Genomic DNA, 26,036 nt, shown 5'->3' on the forward strand with positions numbered 1-26,036 from the left:
GTTTCCTATGCCCCACGCGGCTCGACGAGCATGCGGCCCCGCATTTCCATGTGCAGGGCGTGGCAGAACCACTGGCAGTAGAACCAGTGGACACCCGGCCGGTCTGCCGTGAAGGTGACCGAGGCGGTCGCCTGCGGCGCAACTTCCATGGCGATGCCGTAGTTCGACAGGCAAAAGCCGTGGGTTACGTCGTCAATGTCGTCCAGATTGGTGACATAGACGGTGACCTCATCTCCCTGTTTGACCGTGAATTTCTCCAGGCCGAACTGCGGCGCAACCGACGTCATGTAGACGCGCACCTTGTTGCCGTCGCGGATGATCTTGTCATCCTCGTCAAGCACAACACCATCGGCCTTTGCTTGTTCGATCGCATCGGCAAACATGGGGTCATCCCGCTTCCAGACATTGACGGGCTTAACGATGTCGGAACGCACGATGATGCTGTCATGAGGCTCGGCAAAAGTCGGGCCGTCATGAACCACCTTCATCTCGTCCCCGGAGATATCGATGACCTGCTCGTTCTCCGGCTTCAACGGACCGGTGTTGAGGAAGCGGTCCTTGGAGAACTTGTTCATCGAAATCAGCCAAGCACCATCGGCTTCGGCCGTCTCGCCCATCGAGGTGGAGTTGTGGCCGGGCTGATAGTGAACGTCGACTTTCGAGATGATCGGGTCAACATCCTCGCCGGCAAAGGCGCGGATGGCCTTGTCCATGTTCCACTTGACGACCTGGCTGTCGAGAAACAGCGTCGTGAAGCAGTTTCCCTTTCCATCATAAGCGGTGTGAAGCGGACCAAGTCCCAGTTCCGGTTCGCCGACAACCGCAGACCTGGGATCGGCATCCTCTTCGAACAGCGCATCGAGTTTGGTGACATCGATGATGGAGACGGTCGGTGACAATTTGCCGTTGACCACCACATGGCGCTTGTCGGGCGCCGTGTTGATGCCGTGCGGGCTGTTGGGAATGGGAATGTAGCGGGTATACTTCTTGTTCTGCCCCTTGCGTCCATCGATGATCGGTACGCCGTTCAGCATCTGGACATCGCCGGCGGCAACCCCTTCCTCGATGGCCTTCAGATTGAAGACGACCACATGGTCGAGTTCGTTTTCGGTCATCTCGGCAAGATTCATGCCCATCTCGGAGTTGTAGCTCGTGGAGAAGGCATATTTGCCCTGATAGTCACAGTCCGTGTTGTCGAGATTGCCCGAAACCATGACCTGCCATGCAACCTTCATCTCATCGCCATCGATGGCGGTGAAGATGTTGACGTATTGTGAGGGATCATCAAGCACCTTGCCGTCATTGACCAGCGGTGCCTCATGCTCGCCATTGGCAAAGACATAGCCGGTCCGCGGAAACTTCTGCGGCCGCATGCCGTGAATGTCGTGAGCGTTGGGAATTTCAATGATCTTGTCGCATTTCATGACATCGCAGCGCACGCGGGCAACGCGCGTATTCGCCTTGTCGTTCATGAACAGATAGCGCCCGTCATAGGTACCGTCGGTAAAGGACATGTGCGGGTGATGCAGGTCGCCATTGTCGTAGGTTTTCATTCCCCGCGCTGCCAGAAACTCCTTGGTTTCCGGCAGAAGGCCTTCGGTCAGAACCTTCAGGCTTTCATTGGTCTGGCCCCAGCCGGTTGCCGAACAGCGGTTGAAGACCGGCACCCGCATCAATTCGCGCATTGACGGAAAGCCGAGAATGCGCAGTTCACCGGTCTGGCCGGAGGACCAGAACCCGTAATAGGGATCGAGTTCGCCCGGTTCGAGGTGATAGGCTGCCTTGTCCTGGGCAAGCGCCTTGCCCGGCGAGAGGCTTGAGATGAGTGCCGTCCCCAACCCGCTGCCGGCAACTGCCGCCCCTGCCGTCGAGGCGGTCAACAGGCTTCTGCGTGAAAAGCCCTTCTTTCTGGTTTCTTCTGCTGACATGCGTCTTCTCCTTTCAACGTCGGTTTTGCCCCAACCCCGTTTCGGGTTTGGTCAGGGCCGTGTTGGCTGCTTCCACCAATTGGGGTGAGGGAGCCGGTCCCGGATCGATTCCGGCCGCCTTCAGATTGCGCGCCCGCTTGGCATGCAGCTTGATGACAACCGGACACTTTGTTTTGCTTTGATAGAGAACCTGGCAATGCAGGCACTGATGGCATTCGTTCGGATTGATGTTTCCATCCGGATGGATCGCCTGAACCATGCATTCATTGGAACAGCGCTGGCAGGGATTGCCGCATTCCCGGTATCGTTTGAGCCAGTCGAACATGCGCAGGCGGGCCGGGATTGAGAGTGCCGCACCCAGCGGGCACAGATAGCGGCAGTAGAAGCGTTCGATGAACAGCCCTGCCGCCAGCAGCACAACCACAAACAACACGAATGGCCAGGCGCGCTGAAACTTCAAAATGATGGCTGTCTTGAACGGCTCGATCTCCGCATAGCGCTCGGCCATTTCCAGCGAGTAGAGCGACAGCCCGAACAGCCCCAGAAAGATCATGTACTTGATCGGCCAGAGCCTTTCGTGGAGCCCCCAGGGAACGGTAATCTGGGGCACGCGGAAATACCGCGCAATCTTGTTGGTTAGCTCCTGCAGCGCACCAAAGGGGCACAGCCAGCCGCAGAAAACGCCCCTGCCCCAAAAGAGCAGCGAGGCAGCCACCGAAAACCACAGAATAAAGATCAGTGGATCCATCAAAAAAGCCGACCAGGAAAAGTCGGTCATTGCCGCGTTCAGGAAGGCCAGCACATTCACCACCGAAAGCTGGGCGTTGGCATACCAACCCAAAACAACGAGAGTGAAGGTCAAAAAGGCGATGCGGAACCAGTAGACGAAGCGCTCGTTCCGGGTCATCTGCATCTGAAAGAAGAAGACGCCGGTCAATATGCCGATGGCGGCGATCAGGACGGCCACCTCGATCCGCTTCTGCCACCAGATGCGCTTCCATAAATGGCTCAAGGCATCAAGGTCGCTGACTGGCGCAGCTTCAGTGGCACCATCGCCTGCTTCGGCAGAGGCTGACTGCTGGATGTTCTCCAGGTAGCGGTCCGGTGCCCGGTACCCAAGATCAAAGGTGATGAAGGATTTTTCGATGGCCCCGACCGCGCGCTGCACAAGCAGTTGCAGCCGGAACGGTTCGGCCGGATCAAAGCCGGAACCGGCGGGTATCTTGAAAAGATCAAGTTCTGAAAAGGTGGGAGCATCTGCTGGTGCAAGCCGCCCAAGCCGGCGGTGCATTCTGTCGAAAAAGCGGACGGAATTATCTCTCTGGATCAGCTGGATCCGGTCAAAAATTCCGCCGCGGACGTAACCGGAACCCTTGAAGGAGTACTTCCCGCGCCCAAGCACCAGGATGGCGTGTTCGCCTTCTTTCAGCCAGCTTTCAAGATTGGCATGTTCATCGGCGCCAAGCAGCGTACGGCCGATTTCCTGTACGCTGACAAGCGCCAGTTGCATGTTGATGAAGGTCTCATCTGCAGCGCCGCGTTCGGGCCGCTTGATGGCCCGGGCATCTCCCGCCTCCTCAAAGGCCTTGTTGACCTGACCGATATCGAGTTGAAGCGTGCGAATGGAGCCGTCGCCGGAAAGCTGCTGCCAGTCAGAAGGGACAATCTCGCCAGAATCGGGGCGCATTAACTGCCGCACCGGCCCCGATTGTGCCATCGGTGGTTCAAGGCCGCCCAGCCCCAGCCGCCGCGCAACCTGAAGTCCGGCGCGCACGATGGAATCGTCGATGACCATGATCGTCACCGTGGCACCGGAAACGATATCAAGATCATGCCCTGAACCGCCCGATTGCGCCTCGGCCACCAGATCGAGCCCCGCATATTTCTCGGTAACCGCCCGGATGGCACTTTCGGGAATCCCGATCAGTACGATCGGCTCCGAATGCTTGACGAGCTTGACGCCGGTGATCCTGCCCTGCCGATCAACGCCCATCACCACATGGATCGGCTTGCCTGAATACCCGGTGGTGGTAACGAAATCGGAGGTTAAAAAGATATAGCCGGAAACCTCGCCGCCCCTCCGCGTCTCGTAAACGGGAATGTCCGTGCGCAGTTCGCCCAGCGCATCGGCACCGGGCACGATCTCCGATACCTCAACGTCATCGATGAATTTGGCAATGAGCGGAGCTGCAGTGGCTGTACCGGCAAAAAGCACGGATGCGATTGCAACCAGAAACATCAATACCGGCAATACCCGGCTTACGCGCTGCAGACTGAAACTGGTGAGCGCTTTTCCAAAGCGCAGCTCGGGCGAAAACTCCCCGTCCATCTTTGGAAAACACAGCATCTGGTCCTCAAACAGCAACAGTGAATGGATGCTGTTCGAGGTCTAGGAAATGCGGGGCGGCGGCTCTTTGTTAAATCGCAAAGAAAAGCGGCAATGAACGATCCGCACATTATCTTTGATCCGATCGGCGGCACTCTTCGTAAGGAATACCAAACAACCCGAAGAGTAGGCGCAAAATGGAAGTTGTTCGTAGCGGTGGCATGCGCATCGCTGTTGTCGGGTCGGGGGTCGCCGGACTGTCAGCCGCCTGGCTGCTTTCCAAACAGCATGACGTGACCGTTCTGGAACAGGCCTCTTGCATTGGCGGCCATACCAATACCCGAACCATGATGCTGGAGGACAGCCCCGTTTCGGCCGACACGGGGTTCATCGTCTACAATGAGGCCACATACCCGAACCTCACAGCTCTTTTCAAACACCTGGGCGTCTCCACCCACGCCTCGAACAAGTCATTCCCGTTTTCCCTTGATCAGGGCCGCTACGAGTATAGCCGTACGGGCCTGCGTGGCGTGTTCGGACAAGCAGGCAACATTGTGAACATGCGCCACTGGCAGATGCTGAAAGACATCCGCCGGTTGCGCAAACCGGGCCAGATCAAAATTCGCGATTCAAACGGCACATGCCGTCACGTCGGCGGCTGTGGGCAAGCTGGAACTATCTTGCCGCGAGCGGGCCTGGTTCGGAACGTTCCGGCGCCAGCCGCACCTATTGGATGAGCTCTCGTGCCATACTTCCCGCAGATCAGCGCCCACACCCATGTCGGCAAAGGGCAGCTTGTATTCCTTGTGAATGCGCTCCTGGCGCGGCGCAGCGCGCTTGAGATAGGTCACTGTCATCAATCAGACCCTTCCTGGCGCTTGGACAGGGAAAAACCCTTGATCGCACCAACCAGCACATCAAGCGTATCCACGACGTGCAGGTCGGGCGCCACACTATCGGCGATCAGCGAAAACTCGGTGCAGGCAACAAGCTGGAACTTCGCACCGGCACCGGCAAGTTCTGCCGAGGCTGCCGCGAGCGTATCGCGCGCTTCTTTACACGGGCCGTTGGCTTTTATCATGCGGATTGCCTGCAGCATCACATCATCGTTTGACGGCCAAAGCGCTTTGAGGCCGCGGCGGGCAAAAGCCCTGTCGTACAATTCGGTGAACCGGACGGCAGGCGATGCAAGCATGCCTACGCATCCCGAAGGCGGAGAAGCCTCGGCAGCAAAATCTGCCGACAATTCGACCATGTTGAAAAACGGCACGCTTGCCGCCGCCGTAATCGCCGCTGCATAGTGATGGGCCGTGTTGCAGGGCATTGCGAGTGCTGCAACGCCTGCTTGTTCCAGCCTGCGCGCCATTGCCGCCAGCACGGGGCCTGGATCTTCGCCTTCTCCCTTGATCAGGCGCGCAATCCGAGAGGGCACCTGGGGATTCATGTCGATGATCAGGGGAACATGATCCGCATCATCCACCGCCTCTACCGCGCCCAGCATCTTCTGCTGAAACAATATGGTTGCCTCGGGCCCCATGCCGCCGAGAACCCCGATTGGCCTTGGGTCGATCACAGTTCCACCTCGTCTATTTCCTCGCAAATGATCTGCCCGACAAGGCTGCAATCCTCGCGCGTGAAAGTAAGCGGAAAGTGCATATCGAACAAGGTGGAGTGCACACGGTCGGTCTGCGGCAGTTGTTGGGCATCCATATAGCGCCAGCTTTGATGCGCCGAGGTGAAGCCCACAGGCTCTGCATCGCCGAACCAGTTCAACGAAACCCCGCGCGCGGCGGTGCGCGCTACCACATTGCGGCAGCCGGCCTCGCCCGGTTCAGGCAGCCGGAACTGGATCGAGGAGTTCACCATGCCTTCAGCCTTAGAGCGGACCGGCATCGCGATCCGGTTTGATCCGGCAAGTTCGGCGGCAACAACCCCATAGCGGCGGTTCCAGCGATCCAAGCGCGATCCGTTCCAGGTCGCGCCCATCGTGTGGGCACAATCCTCGATGACGGTCAGGTCGAATTCCTCGGCAAGAAACATCAGCTGCTCCATGTCGCACAGATGGCCGCGCATGTGGGAAAGCAGAAGGAAACGGGCACCGGACATCTCAGCCTTGCGGGCAAGGTCATCGAAATCAAGACGAATATCCTCGTCAACCTCCACAAGCACCGCCCGCCCTCCAACCGCCTCGACGGCACCGGGAACGGGCGCAAGGGTAAAGGCATTGGTGAGCACCGGTTCATCCGGCGCGACGCCCAACGCACGCAGGCAGTTTACATTGCCTGCCCGCCTGATTAAGCGCCTCCTGCTGTGTAAAGCTGCCGGTGAACTTGCGTTTGCCCATGGCTCAAACATGCACCCAGCGGTTTTCATGGTCGAAGGCAAAGTCGTAGCCGAACAGGCCGACAGAGCCGCCGGTGTGGACAAATACCACACGCTGTCCCTCGAACTCGCCCTTTCTGGCAAGGTCGATCAGCCCGGCAGCACCCTTGGCCGAATAGACCGGATCGAGCAGTATCCCCTCCAGTTCTGCGAACATGCGGATTGCCTCAATTCCCGATTCGGTAGGCAGGCCATAACCCTCACCGACATAATCGCAATTGGCCATTACATCCTCGCGCTTGACCACATCGGGACAGCCCAGCTTCCCGGCGGTTTTGACCGCCAGATCGTAAACCATCTGTTCCTGTTTGGCGCGCGGCGCACGAGTGCCTATCCCTAGAAGCGGAATTTGCGCATTCATCGCGGCAAGGCCGGTTACCAGCCCGGCCTGCGTTCCCGACGAACCTGTCGCGTGGACAATTCGGTCTATTTGCAATCCATCCTCATTGGCCTGGCTAACAAGCTCCATCGCGCAATTGACATAGCCGAGCGCGCCGGTGGTGTTGGAGCCTCCGCCGGGGATGACGTAGACCTTGCGCCCTTCGGCCCGCTTGGCCTCCGCCACCCTTTCCATCTCCGCCACCATGTCGTGCCCCGCCGGATACTTCTCCGTCGTGGCACCATGGAGATGATCGAGCAGGACGTTGCCGTTGGTGTTGTAATTGGCATTGTTGTAGCCGGTGCGGTCTTCAAGAAGTACATGGCAGTTGATCCCCAGCCTCGCGGCAAAGGCGGCCGTCTGGCGCGCGTGGTTTGATTGTGTTGCGCCCTGGGTCATCACCATGTCCGCGCCTTCTGCTTCAGCCTCCGCCATCAGGAATTCGAGCTTGCGCGTCTTGTTGCCGCCAGTGGAAAGGCCAGTACAATCGTCGCGTTTAATCCAAAGATCGATGCCAAACTCTTTCGACAAGCGCGGCATGGGCTCAAGCGGGGTCGGCAGATGGGCCAGGTGTATGCGGGGAAAGCGGGCAAGATGCATGTTACTTCTCGTTTCGTTTTGGCCAGGATTGTGACCTGGTTCGGATTGCCTAAGCCCTGACCCGGATAAAGTCAGGATCGTAGGAGCTGGGTTGAATTACTTGTGCAGGGATCAGGTCGCCGAGCAAGTCGATCATGGTATTCGTACCGGGTATCGAAAGCTCGGTGAAACAAAGGCATAGGCAAGGTTCAAGCCGGTTCGATGACCCCAGTCCCCTGACGTGACCGTGCCAACGACCTGATCTGCCTGCATGAGCGATGCCCCCGGATGGGCTGGGGCATGGGTGGCGTCAAGCTTGAGCATGACCAGTTTTTTTTGCGGCCCCTCGGCCTGCCGTTTGAGCAGGGCCTCCTTGCCGATGAAATCGGGCTTGCCGGGTTTCACGAAACGATCAAGCGAGGTCTCGAAGGGATCAAATTCGGTAAGAATGTCGGCTCGCCAGTGCAGAAATCCCTTCTCCATGCACATCGATTCTACTGCCCGTGCACCAAAGAGTTTCAGGCCAAAGGCCCCCGCCAGCGACCGCAGCCCGGACCCCATCTGGTATGGTTCTGCCGCCGCCAGCGAATTCGACGATATGAACTGGCTTTCAGTGCGCGACGCTCTCAGTGGTCACAGGTTCAATTTTGATGTTTTCCGCAATCTCTGCCGTGATCGCGGCTTCGATTTTCGGGTCGATTAATTTGTGGGACTCTGCCTTTGCTGAAACGGGTCAGTCCAAAGGCACCCCCACCAAAACAGGCAACATGGTTTTCCCCTGATAACCGGCGCCGGACAGACGGACGCCTGTTGGCGCCGCAACCCGTTAGTAGGCCTTGTTGAGCGTCCGGCTTGGAATGCGGTTTAAAATCCGCCCCGGTCCCGGTGCATTGGCGGCACGGCAGGGAAACCCCCTTGCCGTACACAACACACTCAACGCGGGCACTTGCGTTTTACAGGTGATGTTGAATTGTTTGGCCAGTCGCAGGTCGGCATAGGCACCACCATGGGTCGCCGCCGCCCAGTTCACCCAGTTCTTTTGGGCTCTGGCGCGGGCGGCCTTGTTTGCCTTGTCAATGGCAATGGCCGTAATAACGGAGCCTCCGTATACGGTAGTGCTGGCTTCGCCATCAACATTGATTTGCGGCTTGCACTGCTTCTTCAGCGCGGCACTGGCTGGCACGGATGCTGACAGCACGGCAACGCCAGCCATGCAAATTGCATATTTTGTCCAGGAGCGCGCAATACCCCGCCCAGGGCCGGTCATTGCTGGGCCCTGCAGGCATCAATGCCGTTGTTGGTCTTCTGGTTCTGTGCAGTCGCCTGCTGGGCGCTTGCAGACAGGCACCACGTATAATGACCGGCATAGTCGTCGGCATAGTCGCCCGTATTATATCCGCAGTTGAGCTTCCTGGCTTCCCGCGCTTTCAAAACCGCAGACTGGGCAAAATTCCGGCACATGGCGGCGTGGTTTTCGGCATTCTTTTTGACTTCTGCCTTTGACGCCTTGCAGGCATCGATCATCATGTTGGTCTTGCTGTTTTGATGGGAGGCCGCCGCCTTGCCGTTGTTGAGGCACCATTGGTAGTGGCCATTGTAATCGTCAGCAAAATCGCCGCCGGTCAGGCCGCAGCCCAACTGCACGTTCAACCGTGCTTTTTGAACCGTTTGCTGTGCAAAACTCTTGCAGCCGGCCTCAAGGCTGGCCTTTTTCGCCTTGCATCCCTGGATCTGGTCACGGCGGAAATTCAGTTCTGCGGCGATCTGGGCTTCGCTGATGGCAGCATTGTTGCACCAGTTATAGTGCCCTGCATGATTGAGGGCGTAACGCGTATCGGTAAAGCCACATCCGAACTGAACGTTCTCCTTGGCGCGAGTCATCGCTGCCGCCGCGAAGACATTGCAGTCTTTTGCCGCATGCGCGGCTGCCGGCAGGGAAAAAAGAACGGAGGTAACCAGGATCAGCGCCAGGCCTTTTGGTTGTTGCGGCGCATTTGACAGAGGGTAAAGCATCTTGCTTCTCCTTGCATGGAAAAGCCCCAATATCGCCTTCTACGTCGTTCGGAATGAACACAAGCTGAACAGTGTCGTTGTGCCTGCTACGAAACGGGGCGAATTGCCCACACCATGCGCCCTCGATGTCGTTTTCGGCAATATGGCAGAATTGCCATATCGCCTGCTTGGGAGCTTCAATAATCGCCGCGATAAACACGTGAGCAATGCGCTGACCGGCAAAACAGACTTAACCGGGCAAAAATGCTATGATGCTCGGACATTAACACTACAGCGGGCGTATTCACCTCTACCCGACAGGTAATTGAACAGTGGTCAGTTTCGAGGAATTTGCCGACAGCGTATCATCACTGCCTGACATCAATTCCGTCTGGCATCATCTCGGCAGGTTTGCTGCAGATCGGGGCTTTTCCCATTGCTCCTTGACCCTGGCGGCCCAAACGAAAGGCGGCATTCGTTCAACCCGTCTTCTTTCCGGCCTGCCTGAAGAATTCCGCCAGAAGTATCGCCAAGGCGGTCTGGTCGAACAGGACCCCTTTCTGCTCTTCTGCTGTCATACGCTTTGCGCAAAAAAAGTTTCGACTGAGAACCTCTCAGATTACGCTGGGGCTTCTCCCGGACACCAGGCGTTCCTGGACTTCGCTGCAGACAGCGGCGCGCGAAACGGTCTTGGCATACCCGTCCGCACGGTGGGCAGCGAACCGTTTGGCGGATGGCTGTTCACCTCTGAGGAGAAAGGCCGCTCCTTCGACCTGCTGGATGCCGAATTTTCCACGCAAGCGCATCTGGCCGGCGTCTTGGCTCATGAGCGCATTGTCGCCATCTGTTCGGGGAACACAGCAAAACGCTTTGGATTGAGCAAGCGCGAACGGGAATGCCTGCATTGGCTTGGCGCCGGGTTGAGAACGGCGGCCATTGCAGAAAAAATCGGAATAAGCCCATCCGCCGTCAATCTGTATGTTTCCAACTCCAAGCGAAAGATGCAGGCAAAAACCCGCGAGCAGGCCATTGCGCTCGCGATCATGGCTGGTGAAATCCAACTCTAGAGCGTGTCCTGGTTAGCTGGAAGCAGTTTGAATGGATGGATTTTTCGTGCCTGGCAAGGAGAATACCACAGCAGGATGTTTATCCATCCTGCGAGGATTTCGACGATGCCAGGGCGCAAAAGACACCACAACTAATGCAATACCATGTTGAATACCCTTTTGTTCTGCAATCGCCTGAACCTGGTTCCCGGGCCCTCGGACCGAGTTGCAAAACGCTGACAGTGCCTGCACTGCTGCGCTTTTTGCGCCTTGGCGAAGACCAAACTCCCGGCGCTCAAACGATTCCATCCAACCAAGGCACGCTCCAGGTCATGGACTGCGGCTTAAGGCCTACTCGACAGTGCCGGTTGAACCGCGCTAAGCCGGGCAAACGAGCGGTTTCCCAGCCCTGTAGGGGCATCAAGGAGTTGAGATGTCCGCAGGATTGCAATTCAAAAACGGGTTCAAAGCGCATCTTGTACCAGCAAAGTTTCTGATATTTCCATCCCTGCAGCTTGTTACCATTGCACTCATCCTGCAGGGCGCCGGCCATGTGTGGATCGGCGCAGCGCTGTTCTCGTCCCTGGCCCTGGCCTGCGACTGGATACCGGACACCTCCAAGGTGGAGGAACTGGCAGATCTGAAATATTCGGGACCACCCATTCTCTACACCTCTGCCCTGCTGCAACTGGTTCTGGTACTCTGCGTTTTCTGGGTTTTGGGTACGCAAGAGGTGACCCTGCTGCATGTCATTGGCGCCGCGGCGACACTGGGCGTCTTCAACGGTGCTGCCGGCGGAAATCTTGCCCATGAATTCATGCACCGCCTAAACCGGCTTGATGTAACGATTGCGCGTGCCCTCAGCGCAATGGCACTGCACTCCACCTTCGCGATCGATCACATCAATACGCACCATATTGAATCGACAAGGCTGCACGATTCGGCATCGGCCAACCGGGGGCAGAATTTCTGGGCATTCGCGGTTCACTCTTTCCTGGCCAGCAACCGGAATGCGGCAATTTCCGAAAGGAAGCGCCTGGCGCACAGGAAAATGCGGGTGGTCTCATTGAGCAACCGCGCGCTGCTGGGGCACGGTTTCGAGATCATCTACCTGGCCACTGCCGGCTATCTTGCCGGCCTGCCCGGATTTCTGGCTGCAATTGGAGGCGGGGTCATCTCGGTTATCCTGATCGAGGGATTCAACTATATCGCCCACTATGGATTGATCCGCACAGATACCGGCCCCTACGAGCCACGGCATGCCTGGTCAACGCGCCGCGTGATCAGTTCCGGGTTTACATTCAACATTACCCAGCACTCCCAGCACCACCTCCATCCCGGCTGGCATTTCTGGGAGATCGAAGCCCAACCGGACATGCCTGTGCTTCCGCTCGGGCCGAGCCTGCTGTCGGCGATCGCGGCCATCCCGCCGGTCTGGCACCGCTACATGCGTCCTCATCTGGAGCGGTGGGACCGCGATTATGCTTCGCCCGAAGAATTGCGGCTAAGGGACAGCCTTTTTGCAGCCGGCCTCAAACGAGAACCTCGTGATCAACCCCCATCACCTGAAGCCTCCGGGTGATTTCGGCAAGCTGACCGGAACCATCTCCCTGCAGATTGAGGCTCAAAACAAGGCGATTCCCGAAAACCATGACAATGCCGGACGGCAAGCCCGGCGTATTCGTCCCGGCAACGGCAAACTGTGCCTGTGCAAGCCTGCCAAAGCGGTGCAGCCGCGCAGGAGGCATCACGGAAAAACTCATTGCGGCCGGAAAATACTGAAAGCTCCTGTCGGGATACAAAAACGGCAGCCAGGAGGCCAGCTTGCGATGCAGGATCAGGCCGGCAGAAATGAGATGATACAGGGCAATCCTGCGGTGGGACATTGAAAACAGACGGCGATCAATTCGCTTCGCCAGCAAAAACAGGTCAGATGACAGCCGCACGAGACCGAACCGCATTCTGAACGTCATGGAAACATCGTCCAGTTGCGATGCCTGCCTGGGTACTTCGGCGGCGCTCAGCAATCGCGGCAGGCCGAGCCGCTGGCCAAGGCTGCCAAGTGCGGCTGCCGCTATCGTCGCGGTAAGCAAACCCTGCCAGCTAACCCCGCCCTCTCTTGCAGCGCGGCGAAATGCATCGCGGTCGATGGAAAGAATGCGGCGGTTGAAACGATGTCGTGGCTCTGCAAGCAAAGGCGCGACAACAATCTGTGCAATCGAAACCGGCAGAACCAACAAAAACAGAAGCGCCCTGGCCAACTTCTTGCCGATCCCCGGCCGTACACGTTCAGGCGCTTTTTGAACCACCTTCATGGCATCGACCCCCTCAATCACCGAATGAGGGGCAGAAAAGAACAACAATGTGTTTTCGTTGTTCCTGTCATGCATCATGGAACAATGGAATGCCGGCTTGACGCCAGGAACAAAGGGAGCGGCCAGTTTTGCAACGAGATCTGCCAGCCCCTCGAAAGCGTCCCCGGCAGGCAGCACCTCAACAATCTCAGCCGGTCCGCTTTTGCAGTCTTCAAAACGCTGGGACTTCTCAAGATCGACCTGGCAGGAAAGGCGCGGAAACGCAGCCATCAATTCGCCTGCCAGCCGGGTGCACTCTGCCCGGCTCAAACGCCCGGGGAGAAGAAAGGCCATATAGGCAATGTGCCTCGACCGGTTCAGATACCACTGAATGTCACTAAGGCGCTGTCCCCGCATTGTTTCCCCCGTGCTGTCGGTTCAGCGTTTCAATTGGCCAGGCCAGGTTCCAAGCCGCAGAAGTGACGCGGGAAAGTAACGGGCTGCCGTTGCAAGCATGGCAGGAAGAAGAAACAGATCAAGTGCCAGCGCCAGAACAAATGTGATGATGACCAACTGCCCATAGGAAACGACACTGGGCATTTCCGACAACAGGGCACCGCTGACGCCGATTGACAGGACGAGGGTCGTGATCGTCATGGCCGGAGCTGCATGACGGGTTGCTTCGGCAACATCCTCAGCGGTGAAAACGGCCCGGCCTGTGGATTGCACCCTGTTTCGCAAGCGGTTGAGCATATGGATCGTGTCATCAACGGCAATTCCGAAGGAAATGGTAAGCGCGACCGAGATCGTGTAATTGAGCGCGCCGCCATAAAGGTAGAGACCGGCGCCGAATAGCGTGATCGGCAACAGGTTCGGCACCATGGAAATGAGGCCAACGCACAAATTGCCCAGCCAAATGGTGATCAGCACTGCGCAGACCATTGCAGCCACGGCAAAGCACCATCCGAAAATACTGAGCACATGAGTGCTGACGCGCGAGGTCATGACAAGAAATCCGTTCGCCGAAAAATGGCCATCCGCCGTTTCAGATTGCACCAGCCGGGCCGAAATCTCATCGAGCCTTTCAAGAACGCCCTTCGACCCATCATAGACATGGGGCGTGGTCAGAACCGCCAATTGCCCGTCGGTGCTGAAAAACCGGTTCTTCAGCTCCACGGGCAACGCATCAAGTGCCTGACGATCTGCAGGGTCGGCCAGGTCGAAAATCGAATAGACCGGCTGAGGTGCAGCAGCCCGGGCAAGCTTGTCTCGCGCTGCTTTCAGTGAAGCAGGCGAACCGGAAGAGACCGTGAAATGCAGCGCTCCTGCAGGCGAAAGCGTTCGTTCGATTTCCCCCATCGCAACCATTTGCGGGCTTGTGCCGGAAAGGCCCTCGTAAAGCGAATAATCCTTTGGCAGATGCAGATAATAAAACACCGAAACGCCCAGAGCAGCGATCCCGGTCAGGGAGACCAGCAAGCCATGTTTTACCGCCAGCCGGACCGGACGGGCAAAGGAAAGCACATCGAGCTGACGGGAAGCATTGTCGCTGAAGAGAATGTCCGGCCCGCGAAGCGATATCACAACCCCAATCAACAACGGAAGTCCCAGGAAGACGGTGGCGGTTGCTGTCAGGGTTGTCAGCAAACCCGCAAAACCCATCTCCTGAAGAAGGTTGGAGGGCGCCAGTTGCAGCACGCCAAATGCCGTTGCCGTCGTAAGGGAGGCCAGGATTCCGGCAGGCAGTATCGCCCGGATACTGTGCCGGATCGGGTTCCCCTCACCCGCAAGAAAGCGCTTGCGGATCTCCAGTCCAAGATGCGTGGCGTCTGCAAAGGACAGGGCCATGACCAGCGTCGGCAGGATGATGGTAACAATGTTGAGTTCAAATTCGAAGAATGACGCCAGCCCGAACGACCAAATGAGCGAAAATCCGGTTGCGGTGGCAACCAGCAGGCCCATGCGCCAGTTCCGGAAGGCCAACGTTGCAACAAGCGTGCCGGCAATCACACCGAACAGATTGAGAAAAATGAACTCGTCGAACAGCAGAACGAGCACCGCATGGCCAATTGCCGGATAGCCGGTAACCGTAAAGTCGATATCGCTGCTTTTGCTGACTTCTGTGCCAAGCAGATTGAGGGATTGGATAAGGGATGATCGCTCATCTGTATTCTGCAGCAGATTATCGGTGGCAAGAACGATGAGGGCGGTCTTTTCATCACGATTGAGGAAGCGGCCCAATGCCGGCTGGCTGGTCCGCAAGCGCTTAATGCGCGCGGCCATCGCCGCAGGATCTTCCGGTATCTGTTGAAAGACCGCATCATCTTGAGGATCGAACGACAGAACAGATGCAACGCCGGTAACACCCTCCAGCAGAAGAGCCTCAAGAATGTACCCCTCGAAAACCCCGACATGGGATGCCCGCGTCAGATCGACATTTTCGACGAGGACCAGCAGGTCGCTCTCGCCGGTTGCCACCTTGGCGCTGAATTCCCTGTATTCGCGAAATGCAGCCGACCGTCCCTCAAACGCCCTTGCCAAACCGTCACGAAACCCGATCGACGAACCGGCATAAGCGAACACCGCAGTCAATGCGGCAAACACGAGCATCAAGGTGCCCGCTGTTCTTCCCTCTTTGCTGGATAACATGTTGGCAAGGTGTGGTGGCGGCGGTCAAAATCCGATTCAATCAACAAACGCCCGGAAAATCCAGCGCGTATCGCTACCGGCAACCAGAATTATTCACACCATCAGGCGGCCTTTCGCCCAAGTGCAACTTCCATGTTGTGCGCCGAGCGCTGCACTTCATCAGCCAGTCTTTCGGTTTCCGCACGCGCTAATCTGGATGGTCCCGCCGAGGTGCTCGGCCAGTATTTCCATTTCCATTTTTGCCTAAACGAAGACGTCCATCCGCGAGCGACAGGTCAGTCCGTAGCGCATCATGTCGGCTGCGCCAGACGGCTATCCAGCAATTGGCCGCTTTCGGCCAGGATGGGATAAGCCACCGTAACCAGGAGAGAATTCACCTCTTTCAGCGCTCGAATGGTTTGCAGATGAATATCGCTGGTCTCGACGCTGATTGCATTGCCCGACTGCAGTCGCGCCAGGTGTTGATCGTGGCTGTCGCGAACAATCCGCCGGATGGTTTCCTTTTCCTCGACGAGTTGGCGGGCACTTTCGATATCTCCGGAAATCAGGACATTCATCGCAACCTGCATGTTCGCCTGAACCCTCTCATAGAGGCGGCACATCTCCACCCAGCCTTCGGTGGAAAATTGCAACCCCTTGTGGGTCTTTTCCTCGACCAGCGGCAGAAGCGTTTTCGCGATGATGTCGCCGATGTACTCAAGATTGATGGCGAAGTCGGTCAACTCGATCCCGTGCCGCGCTTCCTCCTCGCTCAGTTGACCCCGGTTGACCTCGGCAATGAACAGTTTGATGTCGCGGTGACGACGGTTTACTTCCTCGTCCAACCGGCGGATTTGTGCAAGCTGTTCCAGGTTGCCGCTGTCCATCAAATCCATCACAGGGCGGTACATTGTCTCCACCGTTTCCCCCATGCGCAGCAATTCGCGCTTTGCACAGGCGAGCGCCAGACCGGGCGTATTGATGGTAGAGCGGTCAAGCGCGCTGTCTGGCCGTTCAAGCGCGCTGCCTGTCTCCTTTTGCTCGTTCGTCTCCGGCAGTGCGATCTCCGTCAATCGTGCCACCGCGCTAACGAATGGCAACGATACCAGGACCAGTGCAAGGTTGAAAAGAAGGTGGAAGTTGACAAGCTGCTGTCCTGCCGTGCCGCCGAGCCGGTCGACCGGCAATTCGATCCCCAGCATCAACGCAAACGCGAGCAACGCCGCCACGGTGCGGAAGATCAGGTTGCCAAGCGGAATCCGCCGCGCCTGGGTTTCCATTCCCCGGGTTAACCAGACCGCGATGATGCCCCCACCCACGTTTGCGCCAAGAACCATTGGCAGCGCAACCTCAAGCGGCAGCACGCTGCTGCTGGCAAATGTCACAAGCAGGAGTACCGCCGCGACAGACGAATGCACTGCCCAGGTAAAAATCGCTGCAAGCACAAACGCTGTCAGCGGGTCGCCGCGAAGATAACCGACCAAAACCGGCAGGAACGCACTTTCGCGCATCGGCTGAGTTGCCTCGCCTACCATGCTTAACGATATCAGAATGAAGGCGATGCCCAGAACGATGCGCCCGGTCTGGCGTACCGCGCGGGTTTCGAACTTCAGAAACATCGTCGCCCCCAGAAACATCAGGATGGGGATTAGAGCGCTCAAGTCGAATGACAGGATCTTGACCACCAACGCCGAGCCGAGATCGGCACCCAGAAGCGCCGCAATACCGGTTGCGACGGTCAGGATACCGCTGGTAGCAAAGCCCGCAGCCAATACACCCACAGCGGTTGAGCTTTGCAGCAATACGGCCAGTGCTGCGCCCGCCACTGCAATTCCGGCATGACCGCCCCGCGCACTGCGCAGTGCGCCTTTTAGCGGTGCACCGTACGACCGCTCCACTCCGGTGCGCACCATGCGCACGGCCCAGAGCAGAAGCATGATGGCACCGGCCAGATGCATGAGAACGACGAATGGATGCATTGCGTCTCCGATCAGGGTTTTCGCCCCATGCAAACGCCCGCAAGGGCACCGCCGCAGGCCCGGCTTCTAGAGCGTGTCCGGCTTAAATGGAATCGTTTGAGCGCCGGGAGTTTGGTCTTTGGCAAGGAGGAAAATGCGGCGCAGTGCAGGCACTGTCAGTATTTTCCGGCGCTGCCCGAAGGGCAAGGAACCAGGTTCAAACGATTGCAGAAAACCCGGTACATTCATGATGTTAAGTGCCCGGCTGTGGTGTCTTTTGCGTTCTGGCTTCGTCGAAATCCTCGCGAGGTGGCAAGGCACCGCGCTGCGGTGTTCTGCTTGCCGGAAACGAAAAATCCATCCATGCAAACTGCTTCCATTTAAACCGGACACGCTCTAGCGCGTACGCCACGCCTGTGTGCGCCTCAGCAATCGGCGTGAGACGAACATGTGCAAAAGGCGCGCGGTGGCATTGGTGTAGAAGATCATCATTCCCATCGCCGCCGCAGGCGCGATGTCGCCCGCGTCGTCCATGTTGAGGACGGCGACAGACGCCAGGGCTGTATGTGTCGAGTAGATGAACACCACCGCCGACACTGTCGTCATTGCATTGACGAAGAGATAGATCGAGATGTCGAGTATTGCAGGCAGGCAGACCGGCACGGTGATGCGGGCAAAGAGCTTGTAGAAGGGCTGGCGCAGCGACGTGGCCACCGGCTCGAACTCCGCATCGATCTGTTTCAGCGCAGTCAGTGCCGTCAGATGGCCAACGGTATAAAAATGCGTGACCGTCGAGACAACAAGGATCGCCATCGTGCCGTAAATGAAATTCAGCGGGTTTGCAGGGTTGTTGAAGAAGAAGATATAGGCCAGGCCGAGGACCATTCCCGGCACTGCCATTGGCAGCATTGCAAGGAACTGGAAAAAGCTGCGGCCGGCCTTGAACCCGTCAATCTTCTCGACCATGTAGGCGCCGGTGAAGATGACTACCGTACCGATCACGGCCGTCATGGATGCGAGTTTGATCGAGTTCCAATAGGCCGCCCAGCCGCCGCCGTCCATGCGGTCAAAGGCGTAGTTGCTCAAGCCGAGACTGAGGTCATAGGGCCAGAACTTGATGAGCGCTGCATATTGGCAGACTGCGATGATGCCGACGATGAACACCGCCATGAGGCCACACCATGCAAGGCAGATCGCATCGAAGCGTTTGTTGGGTTTTGGCTGATAGGGCACCGAGTGCGCGGAAAGCAGAGACACCTGCTTTTTTTGCACTTGCCGGTCGATGATGAAGGCGAGCACCGCCGGCACCAGAAGGATAACCGACACCACCGCTCCCATCTCGAAATTCTGCTGGCCGATGACCTGTTTGTAAATGTCGATTGCAAGTACATTGTACTGACCGCCGATAACCTTTGGCAGGCCGAAATCGGTAATGACGAGCGTGAAGGTCACGAAGGCTGCCGAGATCAGTCCGTAGCGCGCGCCGGGAATCGTGACGGTCCAGAAAGTGCGCCATTTGCTTGCACGCAGGGATTCTGCCGCCTCGTATTGCCGCTGATCGGCGATCGAGAGCGCCGTGGAGATGATGATCAGCGCGTGCGGGAAGGTGAAGAACACCGAGCCGATGACAATGCCGAGGGGGCCGTAGATGGACTGCCCCATCAGAAGCGACTTGAGCATACCCTGATTGCCGAACAGATAGATGAGCGCAATGCCGGGCAGGAGCGACGGCACGAGAATCGGCATCATCGCGATCATGCGGAACGTACCCTTGAAAGGCATGCAACTGCGGTTGATCGCATAGGCGAAGCCGAAGGCGAAGAGCAGGGTAAGGACCGTGCTTACCAAGGCGATGAAGACCGAGTTCTGGATGGACGAGAACAGGGTCGGATTCGAGAAATACTCGATGTAGTTCTGCGGTCCGACATTTTTTACCGGACGCAGGTTAATCCGCCGGAACGTGTTGCTGTCGTATTCCTGCCATTCCGTCGTGTTCTTCAGGTCGAGCCCGACCAGCCAGGGCGCATCATCCGTAGTGGCACGCAATCGGTACTTGACGGGGCTACGGAAATTGAAATCGGGGAAAAACGCGGTCGCCGAGAGCCGGCCGTCCGAACTCGACCGCAATTCGTCCTGCGACACGGCACCGAGTTTCTCGTTCAGTGCGGCGGCGCTGACCGGATCGCTCCACACGCTACCGGACTCATCGCTGACCTGGAACTCGTAGCGGGTCAGGTCAAATCCATAGGTAACAAAGCTCTTCGACAGCATCGCATAGAGCGGCAGCGCCAGTGCGATGATCAGGTAGAGCGCGATCACGCAGACGAAAAGACGCTTGATGATCCCGTCGCTATCCAGGCTCAGCCGCACACGGCGGCCGGGCGGAAGCGTGACACTGGCCCCGGCCATCCTTAGTCCTCCTGCACGAAGACGAGGACGCGTTCGGCTGGCAGCTCGACGGCCATTGCCGTGCCCGGCTTCAAAGCGAGGCGCCGTACGGCGTTCATGGAGAAATTGGCAACGAGCGGCACGCCGCCAAGCGCATCGCTGTGCAGGTGCGTGCGCCAATAAGAGCCGAGGAACTCCATGTCCGTAATGCGCACAGGCAACATGTTGGCGGTTTCCGACAACGTTTCGTTGGCGCTGTGGGGCAGAATGTCCTCGGGACGGATCGCGACCGTGACAGCGGTATCTTCAGCGATGCCTGCCGTACCGGTGGTGATCGAAACATCACCAAGCTTCACCGATCCGCCGCGGAAAGTCGAAGGCACCTTGTTGGTCTCGCCGATGAAGTCTGCAACAAAGAGCGAGGCCGGTTGCCGGTAAATCTCTGTCGGTGTTCCTATCTGCTCAATCACGCCATGGTTCATTACCACGATGCGATCGGCCATGGACAGCGCCTCTTCCTGATCATGCGTCACCATGATCGTGGTAACACCAAGCTTGCGCTGCAACTCCTTGATCTCGTGACGCAAATACACCCGCACCTTGGCATCGAGCGCCGAGAGCGGCTCGTCAAGCAGGAGGAGCCCCGGATCAATGGCAATGGCGCGGGCAAGCGCGATACGCTGTTGCTGGCCGCCGGAAAGCTGCGCGGGATATTTTTCTCCCTGCTCGGGCAGGCCCACGAGTTCCAGCAGTTCGGAAACCCGCATCTCGATCTCCGCCTTTGGCCGGCCGGTATTTTCCAGGCCGAAGGCGATGTTCTTTCGAACCGTCAGGTTTGGAAACAGCGCGTAAGACTGAAAGACGATGCCGAAATCGCGCTTGGAGGGTGGCAGGCTTGAAATGTCGACGCCGCCCTGCCTGATTGTGCCGCGGGTCTGCGGATCCAGGCCAGCGATGGCGCGCAGGAGAGTGGTCTTGCCACAGCCCGAGGGGCCGAGAAAGCAGACGAACTCGCCCGGCAAGATGTCAAGAGCCACGTCCTGAAGCGCCACGAACTCGCCGAATATCTTCCACAGACCCTCAATCTGCAAATATGGCGATCCAGAAGCCGTCACACCGGCTTCATCGGCAGGCGCCGCAGTGGCCTCATCCCTCATCACTGCATTCATGGCATCCATCCGGTCAGGAAATCTCGTATCCGGGCGCCGCGTTGGGCAGCCGCGCCCGGAAGTAAAAGCAACCCGGGCTTAGCCCTTTGGCTCGGACTTTGTGTCGTAGCGCTTGGTCCATTCCTCCAGGATGGCGCTGCGATTGTTGGCTGCCCACTCGAAGTCGTTTTCGATCATTGCATCGGTGATGCCTTCAGGGAAGTGCTCCACCGGTTTGGCAATGCCTGGAATGCCGACAACGGCATAGCCGGTATTGTACATCTCCATCGCTTTGGGGGTGATCGACCAGTCAACCAGCGTCTGTGCCGATTCGAGCTTGCCGGTGCCGGCGATAATGGACGTCGCCTCCATGTCCCAGCCGACGCCTTCTGAGGGCACGATGATCTCAAGCGGTGCCCCTGCGGCCTTGGACTTGGCCCCGCGGAAGGCGAAGGATACGCCGATCACGGTCTCTCCGGCAGCGGCCATCTTGCAGGGCTTTGAACCCGAATGGGTATACGCGGCGATGTTGCCATGCAGCGCGTCCATGAACTCCCAGCCCTTCTCCTCGCCGAAGATCTGCAGCCAGCTTGACACATCAAGAAAGCCGGTACCCGAAGAAGCCGGATTCGGCATGACGACATGGCCTGCATATTCGGGCTTGGTCAGGTCCATCCAGCTCGCCGGCGCTGTCAGGCCCAGCTTGTCGCCCTCGACGGTGTTGTAGCAAACCGAGGCAACCCAGGCGTCCATGCCGACCCAGGAGGGCGGATTATCGCTGTCGCGGAACTTCGGATCGAGCGCATCGAGCCCCGCCGGGGCATATGGTTCGAGCATGCCTTCTGTCTTCAACACCAGAAGCGATGTTGCTGCCAGCCCCCAGACCACGTCGGCCTGCGGGTTGTTCTTTTCGGCAAGGAGCTTGGCGGTGATAACGCCGGTAGAATCCCGAACCCAGTTGATCTTGATGTCCGGATGGTCCTGGTTGAACGTTTCAGCGTAACGCGCAAGATCCTCCGCCTCCACGGCGGTATAGACGGTCAGTTCTTCTGCCGAGGCCGCCGCCGCAAATAGCGTTAGCAGCATGGCGCCGGAAATTCCCGATGCTTTGAAAGTAGATGCCATTAGTTCCTCCCTGTTGTAATTGGCGTGTGTGTAATTTTTTGCTTTATTGCATATTTGTGTATATGTGTCTAGAAGCAAATGAGGCATTGCCTGCTTTGACGAAGGACGGAATGTGAACTTCTGCGAGAAGGCAACAGAAGCGGCTCATCAACCAATCGGAAATCGTATGGCTGACACCGACAACGAAATGAACGCCGTGGTGCGGTTTGCCGAATTTCTTGCTGACAGGGCCGGCACGGTTTCGCTTTCAGGCTTTCGCCAGAACCATGAGGTCAAATGCAAAGACGACAAAAGCCCTGTAACCGCGATTGACCAGGGCGTGGAGACACTTGTGAGAAACCTGGTTTCCGAAACGTTTCCATCTCACGGATTTCTGGGTGAGGAGTTCGGCTCGATCAATCTCGATTCGCCCGATGTGTGGGTCGTCGATCCGATTGACGGAACGCGCAGTTTCATCACCGGATGGCCGATTTGGGGAACACTCGTTGCCAAGCTTTCGAACAATCACCCCGAACTTGGGGTGATAGACATGCCGGCAATTGGAGAGAGATGGGTCGGCGTTCGTGGAAAATCCTGTATTTTCCGAGATGCGGCCGGATCCACGCAAATCTGTCGTGCATCTGACTGCAAACTTCTCGAAAACGCACGGTTCTATACCACCAACATTCTTTATTTCGAGCCAGCAGACAAACTCAGGATCGAAACACTGCTTGAGTCCACCGCTGTGCCGCGGTTCGGCGGCGACTGCTATCCCTATGGTCTACTTGCGTCTGGCTTTGTTGACCTGGTAGTCGAAGCGAAACTCGAACCCTATGACTATTTCGCCCTTGTGCCGGTTGTCGAAGGCGCCGGCGGCATCATCACGGACTGGTCGGGCGCTTCCTTGACGGAAGCCTCGGACGGTCGTGTTATCGCCGCGGCAACGGCTGAATTGCATCAAGCGGCGCTTTCGGTTTTGACAACACCCGACAAGGTGTAGACATGAAAAACGAACGGTTCACCCTGATCTCTCGTCTTGTCGATGATCTCAAGAGCGTTACCACGGACCGGCTGGTTGAAGATTTGTCGGTGTCGCGCGAGACTGTCAGGCGCGATCTGCTTGAAATGGAGGCGCTCGGCCTGCTGCGGCGCGTTCATGGTGGGGCAGTTGCGATGGATGCGGGAGCCGAACCGCCACTCAAGATCCGCAGCAAGCTCAATATCCGGGAAAAGCAGGCGGTTGCGAAGGCTGCGCGCGGTTTGATCACCGATCACAAAGTGGTTTTCTTTGACGCGGGCAGTACCACCACAATGCTCGCATCGCAGCTTGCCCAGATTCACGACCTGCACGTGATAACCAATTCGCTCGAGGCTGCGAAAAGCCTGCAGCAAGCCTATCAAGCGAGCACAATCTCAAGCACGATCACATTGCTGGGCGGCAGTCTTGGACCCTTCAACTTTGCAACGGTCGGTTGCCAGACAATCGCTGGTATCAGACGGGTGAAAGCCGATCTGGTTTTCCTGTCTCCCACGGCAATCAGCCTGGGTGAAGGGGCGATGAACGTCATGCAGGACGAGGCCGACGTCGCCGAGGCGATGCTGGAAAACAGCCGCGAAAACGCAATTCTTGCGGATGCGACCAAGTTCTCGGCCAAAGGCTATTACCGGTATTGCGGGTTCGAGCAGATGGATACGCTCATTACCGATGCACGGATACGAAATGACGCGGCAATCGCCGAATATGTATCCAAATCGGTATCTAATCTGATTATCGCTGACTAGCTGTGGAGTCTCATAAGGTTATTCACGCCGAGCCCTGATCGGCTGATTGGCGTATTTCTATTTATGCCGGCATGGGGCGGTGCCAATTGTAGTGGTGCAGCCATTACGGCAGTTCGGCCTTTCGCCGTTCTGAGTTTGGATAGGCGCTTGCATAGGCCTACTCGCGCAAGGATGATTGGATGAAGCGTTCTGCCTTACCATTGGTCTTTGGCGAGTACGGCTTGGTGTAGATATGGCGAATACCGAGTGCCTTGCAGGTTTGGTTGAAAGCTTTTGAGCGATAGCATGAGCCGCGATCGGTCATCACCTGCTGGGTGGTGATGCCGTGTCGCTTGTACCAGGCGACGGCGGTTTTCAGGAAGGCAATGGCACAGTCCTTCCTTTCGCTGTCGAGCACCTGGCTGAAGGCCAGCCTTGAATGATCATCAATGGCCACATGGACAAACTCCCAGCCGATGCCGCGTGCGTTGGACTGGCCGTGCCGGTCGCCGGTGATGCGGTGGCCGGTGCGCGAGAAGCGGCCGAGCTTCTTGATGTCCATGTGGATCAGTTCGCCGGGCTGCTCGCGTTCATAGCGGATCACCGGTTCGGTCGGCTCCAGATCGCGCCACCGGTTCAGGCCGTGGCGCACAAGGATGCGAGCAACCGTTGCACGCGACAGGCCGGTCTCGGCGGCAATCCGGTCATAAATGCGCTTGTCGCGGCGTAGCGCCACGACCCGTGTCTCGACGCTGGCCGGCGTGCGGGACGGGCTGGAAAACGGGCGTGAGGAACGGTCGTCAAGACCAGCACGGCCATGCAGGCGGTAACGCTGCCGCCATTTGTAGACTGTGCGTATGCTCACCCCCATCGCGCAGGACACCTCGCGAGGATGTTCTCCGCGCTCAAGGCGCTCGATCAATATCTCTCGACCTTTCGGCGTCAAACGGGCATTCTTGTGGATGTTCATTCGGTCCCTCTCCTGATCACTGATGGTTTGCAACTTCAGCTTTTCAGAATGGGTTCGAGTGAACAACCTGGTGAGAACTCACAGCTAGAGCGTGTCCGGTTTAAATGGAAGCAGTTTGCATGGATGGACTTTTCGCCTCTGGCAAGGAGAATACCGCTGCAGGATGTTTATCCATCCTGCGAGGGTTTCGACGACGCCAGAGGCGAAAAGTCCATCCGTTCAAACTGCTTCCAGCTAACCAGGACACGCTCTAGAATCTTCAAAACAGCTTGAGACGGCGTGCGTTTTTCTTCCAGCTTGCAAGGCGCTTCCTTGCCTTTTCTGGTGTCGCATTGGCCGCATAGTCAACGAGAAGCCCGAGAGTCACATTCAGGCCGATTGTTGATTCAAGATACAGGCCCGAATTGGATGGTGCGTAAAGACATGCGTCTGCAATTTCAGCGCTCCAATGACAGAATTCGTCGGAAACTACGATGAGTGATCGCCCTTGCTGTTTCGCTATGCGCGCAAGCTCCTGACCCTCCGTCGCGTATGGCACAACATCAACGATAAGGAGACACTCCTCAGATATTCCGGGCGATTCCCTGTCCAGCCACTCACCCAACATGCCGTCATGAGGAGATAGATACTGCGTATGCGCTCTGGCAATCGAAAGCCTGCGCGTAAAGTCTTCAGCAAGCCCTCGCACCGATTGGAATCCAGTCACATAAACTCGTTTGGATTTTGATATTAGATGGCGCGCAACTTCCCAATGTGTGTTGCCAGTCTGTTGAAAAACGGAGCGAATGATAGAAAGCTCGGCTTCCATCACTTGTGACATTTTGCTGTCGATATCGGCACTTGGGGCTACCGGCGCACCACCCATTGCATAATGTTCACGCAAAAGCTCTTTTAAGTGCTTGGTTCCGTCATATCCAAGGCGCCGCAGGAGCCGGCCTACTGTTATTTCACTAACACCAATCCTTGCGGCGAGCGATTTCCCCGTTTCGGGACCAATGGATTGCACGTTCAACAAGATATACTGTGCAACCTTTGCCTCCTGCTTGGGCAGTTTCGGCAGGGCTTGTTCGATTTTGCCAACAAAGTCACCAAGTGGTCCTTGCGGAAAGGACGCAAAACCCTCGCTCATGTTTCACTCCAAAATTTGATACTA

General features: G+C 57.4%; 21 protein-coding genes and 1 pseudogene. 6 read left to right on the top strand and 16 right to left on the bottom strand.

Going from position 1 to position 26,036, the window contains the following annotated elements:
- Window positions 1-5 precede the first annotated feature (5 nt).
- Window positions 6-1,928, bottom strand: a complete 1,923-nt coding sequence (nosZ, locus tag BVL55_RS11080; protein WP_075996951.1) for a TAT-dependent nitrous-oxide reductase — start codon at window positions 1,926-1,928, stop codon at window positions 6-8.
- A gap of 13 nt (window positions 1,929-1,941) precedes the next feature.
- The gene (locus BVL55_RS11085; protein WP_075998092.1) at window positions 1,942-4,167 is read right to left on the bottom strand and encodes a 4Fe-4S binding protein; all 2,226 of its coding nucleotides are present in this window, start codon (window positions 4,165-4,167) and stop codon (window positions 1,942-1,944) included.
- Window positions 4,168-4,451: 284 nt separating this feature from the next.
- Between BVL55_RS11085 and BVL55_RS11090 the strand changes: the two genes are divergently transcribed.
- Complete coding sequence (locus tag BVL55_RS11090; protein ID WP_083649499.1) at window positions 4,452-4,991, top strand: FAD-dependent oxidoreductase; 540 nt, start codon at window positions 4,452-4,454, stop codon at window positions 4,989-4,991.
- Between the two features lie 119 nt (window positions 4,992-5,110).
- Here BVL55_RS11090 and cuyB read toward each other — a convergent pair whose 3' ends face one another.
- The 6 genes from cuyB to BVL55_RS11125 form a co-directional block, all read right to left on the bottom strand.
- The gene (gene cuyB, locus BVL55_RS11100; protein WP_156892521.1) at window positions 5,111-5,827 is read right to left on the bottom strand and encodes a cysteate racemase; all 717 of its coding nucleotides are present in this window, start codon (window positions 5,825-5,827) and stop codon (window positions 5,111-5,113) included.
- Complete coding sequence (locus BVL55_RS11105) at window positions 5,824-6,489, bottom strand: DegT/DnrJ/EryC1/StrS family aminotransferase (protein WP_244530493.1); 666 nt, start codon at window positions 6,487-6,489, stop codon at window positions 5,824-5,826. Before BVL55_RS11105 ends, cuyB begins: the two co-directional genes overlap by 4 nt.
- A gap of 112 nt (window positions 6,490-6,601) precedes the next feature.
- Complete coding sequence (gene cuyA / locus BVL55_RS11110) at window positions 6,602-7,615, bottom strand: D-cysteate sulfo-lyase (protein WP_075996955.1); 1,014 nt, start codon at window positions 7,613-7,615, stop codon at window positions 6,602-6,604.
- 132 nt (window positions 7,616-7,747) lie between these two features.
- Window positions 7,748-8,155 carry a glycine cleavage T C-terminal barrel domain-containing protein gene (locus tag BVL55_RS11115; RefSeq protein WP_205410787.1) on the bottom strand — a complete coding sequence of 136 codons (408 nt, stop codon included), beginning with the start codon at window positions 8,153-8,155 and terminating at the stop codon, window positions 7,748-7,750.
- Window positions 8,156-8,420: 265 nt separating this feature from the next.
- Window positions 8,421-8,807, bottom strand: coding sequence for a hypothetical protein (locus BVL55_RS11120; protein ID WP_075996956.1), 387 nt, complete (start codon window positions 8,805-8,807; stop codon window positions 8,421-8,423).
- A gap of 50 nt (window positions 8,808-8,857) precedes the next feature.
- A complete protein-coding gene (locus BVL55_RS11125; RefSeq protein WP_075996957.1) occupies window positions 8,858-9,607 on the bottom strand; it encodes a hypothetical protein in 750 nt (249 codons plus the stop codon).
- A 1-nt stretch (window position 9,608) separates the two neighbouring features.
- Between BVL55_RS11125 and BVL55_RS16745 the strand changes: the two genes are divergently transcribed.
- From BVL55_RS16745 to BVL55_RS11135, 3 genes are all read left to right on the top strand, one after another.
- A complete protein-coding gene (locus BVL55_RS16745; RefSeq protein WP_162841493.1) occupies window positions 9,609-9,911 on the top strand; it encodes a hypothetical protein in 303 nt (100 codons plus the stop codon).
- Between the two features lie 7 nt (window positions 9,912-9,918).
- Window positions 9,919-10,653, top strand: coding sequence for a helix-turn-helix transcriptional regulator (locus BVL55_RS11130; protein ID WP_075996958.1), 735 nt, complete (start codon window positions 9,919-9,921; stop codon window positions 10,651-10,653).
- A 412-nt stretch (window positions 10,654-11,065) separates the two neighbouring features.
- Complete coding sequence (locus tag BVL55_RS11135; RefSeq protein WP_075996959.1) at window positions 11,066-12,214, top strand: fatty acid desaturase; 1,149 nt, start codon at window positions 11,066-11,068, stop codon at window positions 12,212-12,214.
- Here the strand turns inward: BVL55_RS11135 and BVL55_RS11140 are convergent.
- From BVL55_RS11140 to BVL55_RS11165, 6 genes are all read right to left on the bottom strand, one after another.
- Window positions 12,165-13,217, bottom strand: a complete 1,053-nt coding sequence (locus BVL55_RS11140; protein WP_156892522.1) for a hypothetical protein — start codon at window positions 13,215-13,217, stop codon at window positions 12,165-12,167. The two genes, BVL55_RS11135 and BVL55_RS11140, sit on opposite strands and share 50 nt — an antisense overlap.
- A gap of 147 nt (window positions 13,218-13,364) precedes the next feature.
- Complete coding sequence (locus BVL55_RS11145) at window positions 13,365-15,575, bottom strand: efflux RND transporter permease subunit (protein WP_205410788.1); 2,211 nt, start codon at window positions 15,573-15,575, stop codon at window positions 13,365-13,367.
- A gap of 290 nt (window positions 15,576-15,865) precedes the next feature.
- Window positions 15,866-17,533 (bottom strand): Na/Pi cotransporter family protein, encoded by a 1,668-nt coding sequence (locus BVL55_RS11150; RefSeq protein ID WP_075996962.1) that lies wholly within the window; start codon window positions 17,531-17,533, stop codon window positions 15,866-15,868.
- Between the two features lie 375 nt (window positions 17,534-17,908).
- Window positions 17,909-19,921, bottom strand: a complete 2,013-nt coding sequence (locus BVL55_RS11155; protein WP_075996963.1) for a putative 2-aminoethylphosphonate ABC transporter permease subunit — start codon at window positions 19,919-19,921, stop codon at window positions 17,909-17,911.
- 2 nt (window positions 19,922-19,923) lie between these two features.
- Window positions 19,924-21,057, bottom strand: coding sequence for a putative 2-aminoethylphosphonate ABC transporter ATP-binding protein (locus BVL55_RS11160; RefSeq protein WP_075998094.1), 1,134 nt, complete (start codon window positions 21,055-21,057; stop codon window positions 19,924-19,926).
- A gap of 90 nt (window positions 21,058-21,147) precedes the next feature.
- Window positions 21,148-22,134, bottom strand: a complete 987-nt coding sequence (locus BVL55_RS11165) for a putative 2-aminoethylphosphonate ABC transporter substrate-binding protein (RefSeq protein ID WP_075998095.1) — start codon at window positions 22,132-22,134, stop codon at window positions 21,148-21,150.
- 205 nt (window positions 22,135-22,339) lie between these two features.
- Between BVL55_RS11165 and BVL55_RS11170 the strand changes: the two genes are divergently transcribed.
- The gene (locus BVL55_RS11170; RefSeq protein WP_075996964.1) at window positions 22,340-23,152 is read left to right on the top strand and encodes an inositol monophosphatase family protein; all 813 of its coding nucleotides are present in this window, start codon (window positions 22,340-22,342) and stop codon (window positions 23,150-23,152) included.
- 2 nt (window positions 23,153-23,154) lie between these two features.
- The gene (locus BVL55_RS11175) at window positions 23,155-23,934 is read left to right on the top strand and encodes a DeoR/GlpR family DNA-binding transcription regulator (protein ID WP_075996965.1); all 780 of its coding nucleotides are present in this window, start codon (window positions 23,155-23,157) and stop codon (window positions 23,932-23,934) included.
- On the opposite strand, the pseudogene BVL55_RS11180 reads toward BVL55_RS11175, so the two are convergent.
- Together BVL55_RS11180 and BVL55_RS11185 are read right to left on the bottom strand one after the other, a co-directional pair.
- A pseudogene (locus BVL55_RS11180) lies at window positions 23,931-24,883 on the bottom strand (IS481 family transposase). The gene BVL55_RS11175 and the pseudogene BVL55_RS11180 sit on opposite strands and share 4 nt — an antisense overlap.
- Before the next feature lie 259 nt (window positions 24,884-25,142).
- Window positions 25,143-26,012 carry a MurR/RpiR family transcriptional regulator gene (locus tag BVL55_RS11185; protein WP_075996966.1) on the bottom strand — a complete coding sequence of 290 codons (870 nt, stop codon included), beginning with the start codon at window positions 26,010-26,012 and terminating at the stop codon, window positions 25,143-25,145.
- Window positions 26,013-26,036: the final 24 nt, after the last annotated feature.

It is taken from the genome of Salaquimonas pukyongi (assembly GCF_001953055.1).
GTDB classification, from domain to species: domain Bacteria; phylum Pseudomonadota; class Alphaproteobacteria; order Rhizobiales; family Rhizobiaceae; genus Salaquimonas; species Salaquimonas pukyongi.